The sequence below is a fragment of the Pseudomonas sp. SWRI22 genome (assembly GCF_014268395.2).
Taxonomy (GTDB): Bacteria; Pseudomonadota; Gammaproteobacteria; order Pseudomonadales; family Pseudomonadaceae; genus Aquipseudomonas; species Aquipseudomonas paracarnis.
Genome location: NZ_JABWQK020000001.1, coordinates 3191790 through 3207869, shown reverse-complemented (window position 1 = coordinate 3207869; position 16080 = coordinate 3191790). Strand labels below are relative to the sequence as shown.

At 61.0% G+C, this 16080-nt stretch carries 14 protein-coding genes and 1 pseudogene; 9 read left to right on the top strand and 6 right to left on the bottom strand.

Translation table 11 applies throughout. The features are described 5' to 3' along the window. Positions 1 to 41 precede the first annotated feature (41 nt). Positions 42 to 1334: an FAD-binding oxidoreductase gene (locus HU730_RS14050; RefSeq protein WP_186527252.1), complete on the top strand. Its 1293-nt coding sequence runs from the start codon at positions 42 to 44 to the stop codon at positions 1332 to 1334. On the opposite strand, the gene HU730_RS14045 is transcribed toward HU730_RS14050, so the two are convergent. Continuing rightward, positions 1335 to 1559 (bottom strand): DUF1127 domain-containing protein, encoded by a 225-nt coding sequence (locus HU730_RS14045; protein WP_034129086.1) that lies wholly within the window; start codon positions 1557 to 1559, stop codon positions 1335 to 1337. Between the two features lie 166 nt (positions 1560 to 1725). On the opposite strand from HU730_RS14045, the gene HU730_RS14040 reads away from it, so the two are divergent. Continuing rightward, positions 1726 to 3150: a PLP-dependent aminotransferase family protein gene (locus tag HU730_RS14040; RefSeq protein ID WP_060763904.1), complete on the top strand. Its 1425-nt coding sequence runs from the start codon at positions 1726 to 1728 to the stop codon at positions 3148 to 3150. A gap of 61 nt (positions 3151 to 3211) precedes the next feature. After that, a complete protein-coding gene (locus HU730_RS14035; RefSeq protein WP_034129088.1) occupies positions 3212 to 4780 on the top strand; it encodes a phospholipase D family protein in 1569 nt (522 codons plus the stop codon). Between the two features lie 124 nt (positions 4781 to 4904). Here the strand turns inward: HU730_RS14035 and HU730_RS14030 are convergent, their stop codons facing one another. Together HU730_RS14030 and HU730_RS14025 are read right to left on the bottom strand one after the other, a co-directional pair. Beyond that, positions 4905 to 6047: an MFS transporter gene (locus tag HU730_RS14030; protein WP_186527253.1), complete on the bottom strand. Its 1143-nt coding sequence runs from the start codon at positions 6045 to 6047 to the stop codon at positions 4905 to 4907. A 158-nt stretch (positions 6048 to 6205) separates the two neighbouring features. Then, positions 6206 to 7699, bottom strand: coding sequence for an aldehyde dehydrogenase (locus HU730_RS14025; RefSeq protein ID WP_186527254.1), 1494 nt, complete (start codon positions 7697 to 7699; stop codon positions 6206 to 6208). A gap of 230 nt (positions 7700 to 7929) precedes the next feature. Between HU730_RS14025 and HU730_RS14020 the strand changes: the two genes are divergently transcribed. Further along, positions 7930 to 8292, top strand: a complete 363-nt coding sequence (locus HU730_RS14020; protein ID WP_014720478.1) for a cupin domain-containing protein — start codon at positions 7930 to 7932, stop codon at positions 8290 to 8292. A 129-nt stretch (positions 8293 to 8421) separates the two neighbouring features. Here HU730_RS14020 and rpmG read toward each other — a convergent pair whose 3' ends face one another. Together rpmG and rpmB are read right to left on the bottom strand one after the other, a co-directional pair. Continuing rightward, positions 8422 to 8577 (bottom strand): 50S ribosomal protein L33, encoded by a 156-nt coding sequence (gene rpmG / locus HU730_RS14015; protein ID WP_003176906.1) that lies wholly within the window; start codon positions 8575 to 8577, stop codon positions 8422 to 8424. A gap of 11 nt (positions 8578 to 8588) precedes the next feature. After that, positions 8589 to 8822 carry a 50S ribosomal protein L28 gene (gene rpmB / locus HU730_RS14010; protein WP_003176907.1) on the bottom strand — a complete coding sequence of 78 codons (234 nt, stop codon included), beginning with the start codon at positions 8820 to 8822 and terminating at the stop codon, positions 8589 to 8591. 457 nt (positions 8823 to 9279) lie between these two features. Here rpmB and HU730_RS14005 point away from each other — a divergent pair, with 457 nt between their 5' ends. Next, positions 9280 to 10872 carry an ABC transporter substrate-binding protein gene (locus tag HU730_RS14005; protein WP_089041524.1) on the top strand — a complete coding sequence of 531 codons (1593 nt, stop codon included), beginning with the start codon at positions 9280 to 9282 and terminating at the stop codon, positions 10870 to 10872. A 129-nt stretch (positions 10873 to 11001) separates the two neighbouring features. On the opposite strand, the gene radC is transcribed toward HU730_RS14005, so the two are convergent. Further along, positions 11002 to 11676 carry a DNA repair protein RadC gene (radC, locus tag HU730_RS14000; protein ID WP_034129091.1) on the bottom strand — a complete coding sequence of 225 codons (675 nt, stop codon included), beginning with the start codon at positions 11674 to 11676 and terminating at the stop codon, positions 11002 to 11004. Between the two features lie 142 nt (positions 11677 to 11818). On the opposite strand from radC, the gene coaBC reads away from it, so the two are divergent. The 4 genes and pseudogenes from coaBC to argB all read left to right on the top strand — a co-directional run bounded on the left by coaBC (position 11819) and on the right by argB (position 16074). Beyond that, positions 11819 to 13027, top strand: a complete 1209-nt coding sequence (gene coaBC, locus HU730_RS13995) for a bifunctional phosphopantothenoylcysteine decarboxylase/phosphopantothenate--cysteine ligase CoaBC (RefSeq protein ID WP_003195481.1) — start codon at positions 11819 to 11821, stop codon at positions 13025 to 13027. Positions 13028 to 13032: 5 nt separating this feature from the next. Next, positions 13033 to 13488: a dUTP diphosphatase gene (gene dut / locus HU730_RS13990; protein ID WP_034129254.1), complete on the top strand. Its 456-nt coding sequence runs from the start codon at positions 13033 to 13035 to the stop codon at positions 13486 to 13488. A gap of 248 nt (positions 13489 to 13736) precedes the next feature. Further along, a pseudogene (locus HU730_RS13985) lies at positions 13737 to 15149 on the top strand (phosphomannomutase/phosphoglucomutase); the annotation flags it as partial. A gap of 19 nt (positions 15150 to 15168) precedes the next feature. After that, positions 15169 to 16074, top strand: a complete 906-nt coding sequence (argB, locus tag HU730_RS13980; RefSeq protein ID WP_003213275.1) for an acetylglutamate kinase — start codon at positions 15169 to 15171, stop codon at positions 16072 to 16074. Positions 16075 to 16080: the final 6 nt, after the last annotated feature.

Genomic DNA, 16080 nt, shown 5'->3' with positions numbered 1-16080 from the left:
CCTGTATCCTGCGTCAAATTTTCCAGACAGGGAGGTTCCCCATGACCGCCAGCGCCCGGCACACCGCTTCCTACTACGCCGCCAGCAGCGTGCCGCAACCGGATTACCCGACGCTGACGGGTGAGGTGAACGCCGATGTCTGTGTGATCGGCGGGGGGTTCTCCGGGCTCAACACCGCCCTGGAGTTGGCCGAGCGCGGCTTTCGCGTGGTGTTGCTGGAGGCGCGCAAGATCGGCTGGGGCGCCAGCGGGCGCAATGGCGGCCAGTTGATTCGCGGTGTCGGCCACGAGCTGGATCAGTTCACCCAGGTGATCGGCAGCGACGGCGTGCGCCAGATGAAGCTGATGGGCCTGGAAGCCGTGGAGATCGTGCGCGAGCGTGTGGAGCGCTTCCAGATCCCCTGTGACCTGACCTGGGGCTACTGCGACCTGGCCAACAAACCCCGCGACCTACAGGGCTTGGCCGAGGATGCCGAAGAGCTGCGCAGCCTGGGCTACCGCCACGAAGTGCGCCTGTTGCAAGCCAGCGAGATGGGCACCGTAATCGGCTCTGATCGCTATGTAGGCGGCATGATCGATATGGGTTCCGGCCATCTGCACCCGCTGAACCTGGCACTGGGTGAGGCTGCCGTTGCCCAGCAGTTGGGCGTGGCGCTGTACGAGCAATCCCAAGTGACCCGTATCGACTATGGCCCTGAGGTCAAGGTGCATACCGCCCAAGGCACTGTGCGCGCCAAGACCCTGGTACTGGCCTGCAATGCCTACCTGAACGGGCTCAACCCGCAACTGAGTGGCAAGGTGCTGCCCGCCGGCAGCTACATCATTGCCACCGAGCCCTTGAGCGACGCGCAAGCCACCCGCCTGTTACCGCAGAACATGGCCGTGTGTGACCAGCGCGTGACGGTGGACTACTTCCGCCTGTCCGCCGACCGCCGCCTGTTGTTCGGCGGCGCCTGCCACTACTCCGGTCGAGACCCCAAGGACATCGGCGCCTACATGCGACCGAAGATGCTGCAGGTATTCCCCCAATTGGCAGACGTGAAAATCGACTACCAATGGGGCGGCATGATCGGCATCGGCGCCAACCGCCTGCCGCAGATTGGCCGCCTGGCCGATCAACCCAACGTGTATTACGCCCAGGCCTATGCCGGCCATGGCCTCAACGCCACGCATCTGGCGGGCAAGCTGCTGGCCGAGGCCATCAGCGGCCAGCAACAGGGGCGCTTCGATCTGTTCGCCCAGGTGCCACACATCACCTTCCCCGGCGGCAAACACCTGCGTTCGCCGTTGCTGGCCCTGGGGATGCTCTGGCACCGCCTTAAAGAACTGCTCTGATCAATCGCGCCAGAAGGGTTTCAAACCCTCACGGCGCGCCTGCTCGGCGGTCAGCCCGATGTCGCGTAACTGCTCGCGGCTCAGGTCCAGCAGGGCCTTGCGCGTATGGCGACGGCGCCAGAACAGATTCCAGCGGCCAGGCGCCGAGGCAGTGATCACCTGCTCCTGCGCCACGTCCAGTTCCTGACTGCGTAACGCCAGCCGTACATCGCTCATGCCGCTCATTTGACTGCCCCTCATTGGCCTGTTGTCTTAAGTGATCAGCATGCGCGGGCGGCCAGCACCATTACAGATTCAGCCAACTTTTAATAAATACATACAGATGCTGCCTCTGCGTGGCTGAATCCTGTATTTTCCCCCTATCTGTACTGGTCCCTCGGGAGCGACCACCATGACCCTTTACGTCAACCTCGCCGAATTGCTCGGCACCCGTATTGAACAGGGCTTCTATCGTCCGGGCGATCGACTGCCCTCGGTGCGGGCCTTGAGTGTGGAACATGGGGTGAGCCTGAGCACCGTGCAGCAGGCGTATCGGTTGCTCGAAGACAACGGCCTGGCGATGCCCAAGCCCAAGTCGGGCTATTTTGTTCCGGTGGGCCGTGAACTGCCGGCACTGCCCGAGATAGGCCGCCCGGCCCAACGGCCAGTGGAAATCTCCCAGTGGGACCTGGTGCTGGAACTGATTCGTGCGGTGCCGCGCAAAGACGTCATACAGATGGGCCGAGGCATGCCGGATGTATTGTCGCCTACCTTGAAGCCGCTGCTGCGTAGCCTCGCCCGTGTCAGCCGGCGCCAAGACCTGCCGGGGCTGTATTACGACAATATCCTCGGCTGTATGGAACTGCGTGAGCAAATCGCCCGGCTGTCATTGGACTCCGGCTGCCAACTGAGCGCCGAAGACATCGTGATCACCACCGGTTGCCACGAAGCCCTCTCCGCCAGCATTCACGCGATTTGTGAGCCCGGCGATATCGTCGCGGTGGATTCGCCCAGCTTCCACGGCGCCATGCAGACCCTCAAGGGCCTGGGCATGAAAGCCCTGGAAATCCCTACCGACCCGCTCACCGGCATCAGCCTGGAGGCCTTGGAACTGGCGCTGGAACAGTGGCCGATCAAAGTCATCCAGCTCACCCCAAACTGCAACAACCCCTTGGGCTACATCATGCCGGAAGCCCGTAAACGCGCCTTGCTGACCCTGGCCCAGCGCTTTGACGTGGCGATTATCGAAGACGATGTGTATGGCGAGCTGGCCTACAGCTACCCACGCCCGCGCACCATCAAATCCTTCGACGAAGACGGCCGTGTGCTGCTGTGCAGCTCGTTCTCCAAAACCCTGGCGCCCGGCCTGCGCATTGGTTGGGTCGCACCGGGACGCTATCTGGAACGGGTGCTGCACATGAAATACATCAGCACCGGTTCTACGGCCACACAGCCGCAGATTGCCATTGCCGAATTCCTCAAAGGCGGTCATTTCGAGCCTCATTTACGTAGGATGCGTACCCAATACCAGCGTAATCGCGACTTGATGCTCGATTGGGTCAGCCGTTATTTCCCCGCTGGCACGCGCGCCAGCCGGCCCCAAGGCAGCTTCATGCTATGGATTGAGCTGCCGGAGGGCTTCGACACCTTGAAGCTCAACCGCGTGCTGGTGGAACAAGGTGTACAGGTGGCTGTAGGCAGCATCTTTTCCGCCTCCGGCAAGTACCGTAACTGCTTGCGCATGAACTACGCTGCCAAGCCAACGACGCAGACTGAAGAGGCCGTGCGCAAGGTAGGTGCCGCTGCACGCAAGATGCTGGAAGAGACGGCGGACTGACCTTTCCCGAGCAAATGCCGTCATATGCCACAACCGCCCTGACCTGGAAGCAGTTTCCTTGATGATTCGACGGCTTTTACCGTTTTGCCTGCTGGGAGCCCTGGCCCTGGGCGGCTGTGCCACGGTCGACACCCCGCGCATCCCCAGCGATGCCCTGCCGGCGAAGGACTCCTCGTTCGGTCGCTCGATCCAGGCCCAGGCCGCCCCCTACCAAGGACGCTCGGGCTTCCGCTTGCTGCCCAACAGCAGTGAGGCTTTCATGGCTCGCGCCGAGTTGATTCGCAACGCCCAGACCAGCCTCGACTTGCAGTACTACATCGTGCACGACGGCATCAGCACACGCATGCTTGTGGACGAACTGCTCAAGGCCGCCGACCGCGGGGTGCGCGTACGGATTCTGCTGGACGACACCACCAGCGATGGCCTCGACCAGATCATCGCCACCCTCGCCGCCCATCCCAAGGTGCAGATACGCCTGTTCAACCCGCTGCATCTGGGCCGTAGCACCGGCGTCACGCGCGCCATGGGCCGTGTATTCAACCTGTCACTGCAACACCGGCGCATGCATAACAAGCTGTGGCTGGCCGATAACAGCGTGGCCATCGTTGGCGGGCGCAACCTGGGCGACGAGTATTTCGACGCCGAACCGAACCTGAATTTCACAGACATCGACATGCTCAGCGTAGGGCCGGTGGCCGAGCAATTGGGTCACAGCTTCGACCAGTACTGGAACAGCGCCTTGAGCAAGCCTATCGATGACTTCGTCTCGAACAAACCCTCCAAGGTCGACCTCGCCGTCGCCCGCGGGCGCCTTGAAGCCTCCCTGGCTCAGTCCCGTCAGCAGAACCATGCGCTGTATAACCGCCTGCGCACGTACCAGACCCAGCCCCGCATGGGCATCTGGCGCCGCGAGTTGATCTGGGCCTGGAACCAGGCGCTGTGGGACGCACCGAGCAAGGTACTGGCCAAGGCCGACCCCGACCCGCGACTGTTGCTGACCACTCAGCTGGCGCCAGAGCTGGCGGGTGTCAGCCATGAGCTGATCATGATTTCGGCTTACTTCGTACCGGGCCAACCTGGGCTGGTCTACCTCACAGGGCGTGCCGATGCGGGTGTTTCGGTGCGCCTGCTGACCAACGCCCTCGAAGCCACCGACGTACCGGCCGTGCACGGCGGTTATGCGCCGTATCGCAAGGCGCTGCTGGAGCACGGAGTAAAGCTCTATGAGCTGCGCCGGCAACCGGGCGACCCCAGCGCAAGCAGCGGCCCGCACCTGTTTCGGCATGGCAGCTGGCGCGGCTCGGACTCCAGCCTGCACAGCAAGGCGATGATTTTCGATCGAGAAAAGTCGTTTATCGGCTCATTCAATTTCGACCCGCGCTCAGTGCTGTGGAACACCGAAGTTGGCGTACTGGTGGACAGCCCCGAACTGGCCGAACACGTGCGCAACCTGGCGCTGGAAGGTATGGCGCCAGCGTTGAGCTATGAGGCCAAACTGCAGGACGGCCAAGTGGTGTGGGTGACAGAAGACAACGGCCAGATGCACACTCTGACGCGCGAACCGGGCAGTTGGTGGCGGCGGTTCAACGCCTGGTTCGCCACCAGTGTTGGCCTGGAACGCATGCTCTAAAACCCCTGCGGATCACCTGTGGGAGCCGGGCTTGCCCGCGATAGCGGTGTGCCAGGTAACAAATAAGCGACGGGCAACCCGTTATCGCAGGCAAGCCAGCTCCCACATTGGCCGCGTTTAAAGGTCAGGCCGGCTGCGTAGCGCCGAAAGCCCCCTGGCGCAGCAACAGCACCACCAACCCCAGCGCCCCGGCAGCCATCAACAGCGGCAGCGCATGCCCGCTGATCCACTGGCTGCCCGCTCCTGCCACCAGAGGCCCGATCAGGCAGCCAATGCCCCACAGCTGCGCCACGTGAGCGTTGGCACGCACCAACGCATCGTCGCGGTAGCGCTCGCCAATCAAAATCAGCGACAAGGTGAACAACCCGCCGGCACTGGCGCCGAACAGCACCCACACCGGCCAGATCAGCAAGGTGTGCATCAATAACGGCACCGCCAGGCTCGACGACAGCAACAGCAGTGCACAGGCCAGAAACAGAGTGCGTCGCGGCAGGTAGTCGGCCAGCGCGCCAATGGGCAATTGCAGCAACGCATCGCCCACCACCACCGTGCTGACCATCGCCAAGGCGATCTCGGCAGTAAAACCCTGTTGCAGGCAGTACACCGGCAACAGCGTCAGGATCATCGCTTCAAACGCAGCAAACAACGCCACGGCCCAGGCAATCGCCGGCAGGCCCAGGCAAAAGCGCCACAGGTCGCCAAAGGTCACGCTGAACGAATCCGCCGTCGGCGCGCCGGTACGTCCCAGCAACAGCAGCGGCGCCAGCACCAAAAGGCCCGCGCCGACCCAGAAGCCGTAGTCATGGTCGGTGCCAATCAGGCCCAACAGCAACGGCCCCGACAGCTGGCTCAAGGCATAGCTGCAGCCATACAGCGCCACCAGGCGGCCACGCCACTGCTCGACCACCAATTGGTTGATCCAGCTTTCACCCAGGATAAATACGATGGTCAGGATCACCCCGATCATCAGCCTGAGCACCAGCCACACCGGGTAGCTGGGCAGGATCGCCAGCAAGCCGATGGACACCGCACCGGCCCACAGGCACAGGCGCATCAGGTTGGCAGTGCCGAGCCAGGACGCCATGCGGCTGGAGACCTTGGCACCTAGCAGTACGCCGAATGCCGGCATCGCCGCCATCACGCCAATAGCGAAACTGCCATAACCCCAGCCTTCAAGACGCAAGGATACCAACGGCATGCTGACACCCAGGGCCAGGCCAACGCTGAGTACCGACGCCAGCACGGCGAAATAAGTCGCCCAACGCATTGCCACGCTCCTGTGGATAATTGTGCTTCGCAAAACGACTGTAGGAGCGAGCTTGCTCGCGAAAAACGTTAACGATGACGCGTTCATGCTGGATAAACGCGGCGCCTTCAGGTTCTTCGCGAGCAAGCTCGCTCCTACAGGGGGATCAGCAGTGTTGCTTAGAGCTTGATCCAGGTCGCCTTCAGCTCGGTGTACTTGTCGAATGCATGCAGCGACTTGTCGCGGCCATTACCCGACTGCTTGAAACCACCGAACGGTGCAGTCATGTCGCCGCCGTCGTACTGGTTAACCCACACGCTGCCCGCGCGCAGAGCCTTGGCAGTCAGGTGTGCCTTGGAGATGTCCGCCGTCCACACCGCCGCAGCCAGGCCGTATTGGGTGTCGTTGGCGATGGCGATGGCTTCTTCGGCGCTGTCGAAAGTGATCACCGAAAGGACGGGGCCAAAGATCTCTTCCTGGGCGATCTTCATGGCATTGGTCACGCCGTCGAAAATCGTCGGCTCGACGTAGGTGCCGCCGGACTCTTCCAGGGTGCGTTTGCCACCCGCGACCAGCTTGGCGCCATCGGCGTGGCCAGCTTCAATGTACGAAAGCACGGTGTTCATCTGCTGCGTATCCACCAATGCACCCACAGTGGTGGCTGGGTCCAGTGGGTTGCCGGGTTTCCAGCCCTTGAGGGCCTCGATCACCAGCGGCAGGAAGGTGTCCTTGATCGAGCTCTCGACCAGCAGCCGCGAGCCGGCGGTGCAGACTTCGCCCTGGTTGAAGGCAATGGCGCTGGCGGCGGATTCGGCCGCCGCTTGCAGGTTCGGCGCGTCGGCAAACACGATGTTCGGGCTCTTGCCGCCAGCCTCCAGCCAGACACGCTTCATGTTCGATTCGCCGGAGCGGATCAACAGTTGCTTGGCGATCTTGGTCGAGCCCGTGAACACCAGGGTATCGACGTCCATATGCACCGCCAGAGCATTACCGACGGTGTGGCCATAGCCAGGCAGCACGTTGAACACGCCCTTTGGAATACCAGCCTCTACGGCCAGCGCGGCAATGCGGATGGCGGTGAGCGGGGATTTTTCGGACGGTTTCAGGATGACAGAGTTGCCAGTAGACAGCGCCGGGCCGAGTTTCCAGCAGGCCATCATCAACGGGAAGTTCCACGGCACGATGGCGCCAACGACACCGACGGGCTCGCGGGTCACCAGGCCCAGTTGATCGTGGGGCGTGGCGGCGACTTCGTCGTAGATCTTGTCGATAGCCTCGCCGCTCCAGCTCAGGGCTTGCGCCGCGCCGGGGACGTCGATGTTCAGGGAATCGCTGATGGGTTTGCCCATGTCCAGGGTTTCGAGCAGCGCCAGCTCTTCGGCGTTAGCCTTGAGCAGCGCGGCGAAACGGATCATGACTGTCTTGCGCTTGGCCGGCGCCAGGCGCGACCACACACCGGAATTGAAGGTGGCACGCGCATTTTCCACGGCGCGCTGGGCGTCGCTGGCATCACAGCTGGCGACAGTGGCTAGCAAGCGCCCATCCACCGGGCTGATGCATTCGAAGGTGTCACCGGAAACGGCGGCGGTGTATTCGCCATTGATATAGGCGCGGCCTTCGATTTTCAGAGCCTTGGCGCGTTGTTCCCAGTCGGCACGGGTCAGGGTGGTCATGCGAGTGTCCTCCTCTTATTGAATACAAGGGCCTGGGAGGTTTATCCCGGCGCCATCACGAATGCTTGCCCGGCCAGCCTGCTGTTTGGCTCAAGGCAGCTGCCACCCTAAACCAGCGGCTGGGGATGTTTCAATATATTTGACAGAACGGCGGCAAACGCCCTTGCGATGTTCATTTTAATAAACATAGACTTTGGGCTCTCCAACTGCAGGCCAGACGGGAAATGCACATGAGCATCCAGGACATCGTCGATTTCAGCCAAGCCAACACCGCCCCCGAACGCTACCGCCCTGCCGCCGAGAAAATCCTCAAGGGCGACCCCGAACAGACACTCTACAACCACTACAACAGCCCATGCGGCCAGATGAACGCGGGCGTCTGGGAAGGTGAAGTGGGCCAGTGGAAGGTCAATTACACCGAGCATGAGTACTGCGAGATCGTGCAAGGCGTGTCGGTGTTGCGCGATGCCGAGGGGAATGCCAAGACTCTGCGGGCCGGCGACCGCTTTGTGATCCCTGCCGGTTTCAGTGGTACCTGGGAAGTGCTGGAAGCGTGCCGCAAGATCTACGTGGTGTTTGAAGAGAAAGCCTGATCATTGGTTGATCGACAACGGGACGCTGAGCGTCCGAGACGGCGTTCCCACGCAGAGCGTGGGAACGATCAGGCAAAAAAAAGCCCGCATCGTGAGATACGGGCTTTTTTTCACAAGGAAGAAAATCAATTACTTGATTTTGCCTTCTTTGTAGATCACGTGCTTGCGAACGCGCGGGTCGAACATTTTCTTTTCGAGCTTGTCCGGGGTAGTACGCTTGTTCTTGTCGGTAGTGTAGAAGTGACCAGTACCGGCGCTAGAGATCATTCGAATCAATTCACGCATGATAGAGCTCCTTAGATCTTGCCAGCGGCGCGGATTTCGGCCAGCACGACAGTGATGCCACGCTTGTCGATAATACGCATGCCTTTAGCAGATACACGCAGGCGAACAAAACGTTTCTCTTCTTCAACCCAGAAGCGGTGATGCTGCAGGTTCGGCAGGAAACGACGACGGGTTTTGTTATTTGCGTGGGAAATGTTATTCCCAGTCACCGGACCCTTACCGGTAACTTGACAGACTCTCGACATGCCTCAGCCCTCTAAAACCACATGCCCAACCCGGCATGGGTTGGCCGCTTAATCTCTCAGTCATTTGGCGCCAGGCGCCGCGTTTCTTTAGGGTCTTACCGGCTACACCTACAGTGAAGGAACCGGGCCCCTAGAAAAGAGCGCTGCTTTATACCAGAAAGACCCCAGTGCAACAACAACCTGTGTACTTTTAGCAGCGTAAATCTTGGCCACAAGTGCCTGAACCGCTGCCAGGAGGGGCCGCTGTAACAGCCGACCGCTCGTCGCACAGAATGATTTACAACGTCTGCGGTCACAGGGAAGTGCACGGCGAAACACGCTGAGGCGCCATCAAAACAGCATTTTGGCCAAAAGCACAGGCAAAAATGGGCTAGTCATTTATCAATCAGACCTCTACGGTAGGCTTTTTCCAGACTGCACTCGCAGATGGGCCTTCGATCTGCACAGGAAACCGAATATGCGCCTCGCTGCCCTACCGCTATTGCTTGCCCCTCTCTTTATTGCGCCGATGGCCGTTGCGGCCACCAACTTGAGCGTATGCACCGAGGCCAGCCCCGAAGGGTTCGATGTGGTGCAGTACAACTCACTGACCACCACTAACGCCTCGGCCGACGTGCTGATGAACCGTTTAGTGGAATTCGACGCGGCCAGTGGCAAGTTGGTACCGAGCCTTGCAGATAGCTGGGAAGTGTCGCCCGATGGGCTGACGTACACCTTCAAACTGCACCCCGATGTGAAATTCCATCGCACCAGTTATTTCAGCCCAAGCCGCACCCTGACGGCCGAAGATGTACGCTTCAGCTTCGAGCGCATGCTCGACCCGGCCAACCCGTGGCACAAGATCGCCCAGAGCGGCTTTCCTCACGCCCAATCCCTGCAATTGCCGGCACTGGTGAAGAAAATCGACGCCCTTGACCCACTGACCGTGCGCTTCACCCTCGACCATGCCGATTCCACCTTCTTACCAGCACTGAGCATGGGCTTTGCCTCGATCTATCCGGCTGAATATGCCGATAAATTGCTCAAGGCCGGCACACCCGAGAAGCTCAACAGCCAGCCAATCGGCACCGGCCCGTTTGTGTTCGTGCGTTTCCAGAAAGATGCCGTGGTGCGTTACAAGGCCAACCCGGACTACTTCGCCGGCAAACCGGCGGTGGATAACCTGATTTTCGCCATCACCCCGGACGCCAACGTACGCCTGCAGAAGCTGCACCGCGATGAATGCCAGATCGCCCTGTCACCCAAGCCCCTGGATGTGGGCGAGGCCGAAAAAGACGCGGCGCTGAAGGTGGAAAAAACCGCCGCCTTCATGACCGCGTTCGTCGCCATCAACAGCCAGCACCCACCGCTGGACAAGCCCGAAGTGCGCCAGGCGATCAACCTGGCCTTTGATAAGGGCAGCTACCTCAAGGCCGTGTTCGAAGGCACCGCCGAAGCGGCCAACGGTGTCTACCCGCCGAACACCTGGAGCTATGCCAAAGAGTTGCCAGGCTACCCGCAGGACCTCGCCAAAGCCAAGGCCTTGCTGGGCCGCGCCGGGCTCAAGGACGGTTTCAAAACCACGATATGGACCCGCCCTACCGGCAGCCTGCTGAACCCCAACCCGAACCTCGGCGCCCAACTGTTGCAGGCCGACCTGGCCAAGGTTGGCATCCAGGCCGAGATTCGCGTGATCGAATGGGGCGAGTTGATCCGCCGCGCCAAGGCCGGCGAGCACGACTTGCTGTTCATGGGCTGGGCTGGGGACAACGGCGACCCGGATAACTTCCTGACGCCGCAGTTCTCCTGCGCCGCGGTGAAGTCCGGCACCAACTTTGCCCGCTATTGCGACCCTACCTTGGATAAGTTGATCAGTGCGGGCAAAACCACCAGTGAGCAAGGTGTGCGCAGCAAGCTGTATCAGCAGGCCCAGGCGCAGATCCAGCAACAGGCGCTGTGGCTGCCACTGGCGCATCCGACGGCGTTTGCCTTGACCCGCAAGAACATCCAGGGGTACCAGGTAAGCCCGTTCGGGCGCCAGGACTATTCGAAAGTCAGCCTCAAGCCCTAAGGCACAACCCCCCACCTGTAGGAGCGAGCTTGCTCGCGAAAATCGTCAACGATGACGCGGAAAAACCTGACACCCCACGGGGCCCTCTGGTTTTTCGCGAGCAAGCTCGCTCCTACAGAGGCAGGGCCGTTACAGCCAACCGTATTCAGCCATCGACAGCGGGTCACCATCGCCCACGATGATGTGGTCCAGCACCCGCACATCCACCACGTCCAGCGCCTTTTGCAGCAGCTTGGTCAATTTTCGATCAGCCGCGCTGGGCTCCGTGCTTCCCGACGGATGGTTATGACACAAGATCAATGCCGCCGAGTTGTACGCCAAGGCGCGCTTGACCACCTGTCGCGGGTAGACAATCGCAGCGTCGATCGTGCCTTGGGACATGACCTCGAACCCTAGCACCCGATGCTTGGAGTCCAGGAACAGGCAGCCGAAGATCTCATGGGGCTCATGGCGCAGCAGTGCCTTGAGGTACTCGCGCACGGCCAGCGGGCTTTCCAGCACAGAGTCAGTCCGCAAGCGCTCGGCCAGGTGGCGCCGGGACATCTCAAGCACCGCCTGCAACTGGGCAAACTTCGCCGGCCCCAGCCCCAGATGCTGGCTGAACAGCGTCTGGCTAGCCTCCAGTAACGGGCGCAGGCCACCGAATTGCGCCAACAGATGGCGCGCCAGATCCACCGCACTTCGGCCGGCCACCCCCGTACGCAGGAAGATCGCCAACAACTCGGCATCGGACAGGCTCGCCGCGCCGCCTTCCAATAACTTCTCCCGTGGACGCTCTGCCACGGGCCAATCACGAATACTCATCCCACCTCCCTGTATCTGCTCCGCTGTTGCCCGGCGGGCGCTGTGTTATCGTAGGGCCCTCTTTTTTGCCTGCGATTTCACCTGGGGAGGGGTCATCGCAGGTGTCATTGAACTGGCATCACTGAACTGGAAAGGCAAACCAATGCAGCGTCTGTATCGGAAACGCATCGTTCTCGGCGTCGGCGGCGGCATTGCCGCCTACAAGAGCGCAGAGTTGGTTCGCAGGCTCCTGGACCAGGGCGCCGAAGTGCGCGTGGTCATGACCCGTGGTGGCAGTGAGTTCATCACCCCGCTGACCATGCAAGCGTTGTCCGGCCACCCGGTTCACCTCGACCTGCTGGACCCGGCCGCAGAAGCCGCCATGGGCCATATCGAACTGGCCAAATGGGCCGACCTGGTGCTGATAGCCCCGGCCACTGCCGACCTGATCGCCCGCCTGGCCCAGGGCATTGCCGATGACCTGCTCACCACCCTGGTATTGGCCACCGACGCCACCGTCGCTATCGCACCGGCCATGAACCAGGCCATGTGGCGCGATCCGGCCACCCAGGCCAATACCCAACTCCTGCAAACCCGCGGCCTCAAGGTGTTCGGCCCGGCTTCCGGCAGCCAGGCCTGCGGCGACGTCGGCCTGGGCCGCATGCTCGAAGCCACGGACCTGGCGCAGTGCGCCGCCGAGTGCTTCCAGCATCTGGCCCTGACCGGCAAGCACGTGCTGATCACCGCCGGCCCGACCCAGGAAAACATCGACCCGGTGCGCTACATCACCAACCATAGCTCAGGAAAAATGGGCTTCGCGTTGGCAGAAGCTGCGGTCGAGGCAGGCGCACGGGTCACACTGATAACCGGCCCGGTACATTTGCCGACCCCTGATCGCGTTACGCGTATCGACGTAGTCAGCGCCCGGGACATGTTGGCGGCCTGCGAAGCCGCCATTCCCTGCGACCTGTTTATCGCCTCGGCAGCGGTTGCGGATTACCGACCCGAGGTCGTGGCCCCGCAGAAGCTCAAGAAAGACCCTACGAGCGGCGACGGCCTGCTCCTGCAAATGGTGCGTAACCCGGACATCCTGGCCACCATCGCTACCCGTCCGGACCGTCCGTTCAGCGTCGGCTTCGCAGCCGAGACCGAGCACCTGCTGGACTACGCCGCACGCAAACTGAAAGACAAAAACCTCGACCTGATCGTTGCCAATGATGTCGCCAACCCGAGCATCGGCTTCAACAGCGAGGAAAATGCGTGCAGCGTGATCGACCGTGAACTGCACGCCACCCTTTTCGCCCAGACCAGCAAGGGCAAGATTGCCCGCCAACTGATCTCTTTTATCGCCCAACGGCTGAACCAGGTTTAATGTCCATGCACGCTTTGCAAGCCAAGATTCTCGACCCACGCCTCGGCAGCGAATTCCCTCTGCCGGCCTACGCCACGCCGGGCTCCGCCGGCCTGGACCTGCGCGCCATGCTCAAGCAAGACACCGTCCTTGAGCCGGGCCAGACCATCCTGATTCCCACTGGCTTGTCGATCTATGTCGGCGATCCTGGCCTGGCGGCGCTGATCCTGCCGCGCTCCGGCTTGGGCCATAAACATGGCATCGTGCTAGGCAACCTGGTCGGCCTGATCGATTCCGACTACCAGGGCGAGTTGATGGTGTCGTGCTGGAACCGTGGCCAGACTGCTTTCAACATCGCCGTCGGCGAGCGCATTGCCCAGTTGGTATTGGTGCCGGTGGTGCAGGCGCATTTCGAATTGGTACAGGAATTCGACGAAACCCAACGTGGTGCAGGCGGTTTTGGGCATTCCGGCAGTCACTGACTAAGCTGAACGTGGCCGGGCGCAATCGTCCGGCCACACACCGCCGCCCGGCCTTTCAGGATAAAGAATGCGCGGAAATGATCATCGAGATTTCTATAATGAAATCAAAGGATTAGGTAAAAATAATGCCGAGGCCGAAGCGCCGATGGCATTTTTACACCACGAACTCTCTGCCGAAAACGCCGTCATACCCTTCAGTTTGAGCCTGCCGGCCAGCCACATCAGGCCCGCCTTGCCCCCTTTCAGATGGAGTTTCCCCCGCGATGAGTACCGCAGCCCGCGTAGCCCCGACCTTTCCCGACAGCATTTTTCGCGCCTATGACATCCGTGGTGTGGTCCCCAAAACCCTGACCGCCGAAACCGCCTACTGGATCGGCCGCGCCATCGGCTCCCAGAGCCTGGCCCAAGGCGAACCCAACGTCTCGGTAGGCCGTGACGGCCGCTTGTCCGGCCCGGAGTTGGTCGAGCAACTGATCCAGGGCCTGGCTGACAGCGGCTGTCATGTCAGCGACGTCGGCCTGGTGCCAACCCCCGCGCTGTACTACGCCGCCAACGTACTGGCGGGCAAATCCGGGGTCATGCTCACCGGCAGCCACAATCCGTCGGATTACAACGGCTTCAAGATCGTCATCGCTGGCGACACCCTCGCCAATGAACAGATCCAGGCCCTGCACACCCGCCTGAAGACCAACGACTTGACCAGCGGCACCGGCAGCATCACCAAGGTCGATATCCTCCAGCGCTACTCCGATGAAATCACTCGCGACGTCAAGCTCGCCCGCCGCTTGAAAGTCGTGGTGGACTGCGGCAACGGCGCAGCGGGTGTGATTGCCCCGCAATTGCTCGAAGCCCTGAACTGCGAAGTGATCCCACTGTTCTGCGAAGTGGACGGCAACTTCCCCAACCATCACCCGGACCCAGGCAAGCCGGAAAACCTGGTAGACCTGATTGCCAAGGTCAAGGAAGTGGGCGCCGACGTCGGCTTGGCCTTCGATGGCGACGGCGACCGTGTGGGCGTGGTGACCGAAACCGGCGAGATCGTGTTCCCGGACCGCCTGTTGATGCTGTTTGCTAGAGACGTGGTTGCGCGCAATGCCAACGCCGAGATCATCTTCGATGTGAAATGCACTCGTCGCCTGACGCCATTGATCAAGGAATACGGTGGTCGCCCGCTAATGTGGAAGACCGGTCACTCGTTGATCAAAAAGAAAATGAAGGAAACCGGCGCGCTGTTGGCCGGTGAAATGAGCGGTCACGTGTTCTTCAAAGAACGTTGGTTCGGGTTTGACGATGGTATCTACAGTGCCGCTCGCCTGCTGGAGATCCTCAGCAAGGAGAAATCCACGGCCGAAGAGCTGTTTCAGACCTTCCCGAATGATATTTCTACGCCAGAGATCAATATCCATGTGACCGAGGAGAGCAAATTCAGCATCATTGACGCATTGCACGATGCGCAATGGGGTGAAGGCGCCAACCTGACCACCATTGATGGTGTGCGAGTCGATTACGCCAAAGGCTGGGGCCTGGTTCGCGCGTCCAACACCACACCGGTGCTGGTCCTGCGTTTCGAGGCGGATACCGAGGCTGAGTTGCAGCGCATCAAGGACGTGTTCCACGCCCAGTTGAAACGTGTTGCCCCTGATCTCCAATTACCGTTCTGATTTTTGCCCGGAGCCCTGAATGACCCTCGAACGCGAAGCCGCTGCCAACACCGCCAAGGTCCTGTCCGAAGCGTTGCCTTACATTCGACGCTACGTCGGCAAGACGCTGGTGATCAAGTACGGCGGCAATGCCATGGAAAGCGATGAGCTGAAAACCGGCTTTGCCCGCGACATCGTGCTGATGAAGGCTGTGGGGATCAACCCCGTGGTCGTCCACGGCGGCGGCCCGCAAATTGGCGACCTGCTCAAGCGTTTGTCGATCGAGAGTCACTTCATCGATGGCATGCGTGTCACTGACGCGCAAACCATGGACGTGGTGGAAATGGTCCTCGGTGGCCAGGTCAACAAAGACATCGTCAACCTGATCAACCGCCACGGCGGCAGCGCCATCGGCCTGACCGGCAAGGATGCGGAACTGATCCGCGCCAAGAAACTGACCGTGACCCGCAAGACGCCGGAGATGACCCAGCCGGAAATCATCGACATCGGCCAGGTGGGCGAAGTCATCGGCATCAACACCGATTTGCTCAACCTGCTGGTCAAGGGCGACTTCATCCCGGTAATTGCGCCGATCGGCGTGGGTGCTAATGGCGAGTCCTATAACATCAACGCCGATCTGGTAGCCGGTAAGGTGGCGGAAGCACTGAAGGCTGAAAAGCTGATGCTGCTGACCAACATCGCCGGTTTGATGGACAAGGAAGGCAAGGTACTGACCGGCTTGACTACCCAGCAGGTAGACGACCTGATCGCCGACGGCACCATCTACGGCGGCATGTTGCCGAAGATCCGTTGCGCACTGGAAGCCGTGCAGGGCGGCGTCGGCAGCTCGCTGATCCTGGATGGCCGCGTGCCAAATGCAATACTGTTGGAAATCTTCACCGATACCGGTGTCGGTACGTTGATCAGTAACCGCAAGCGCCCTTGATCGCTG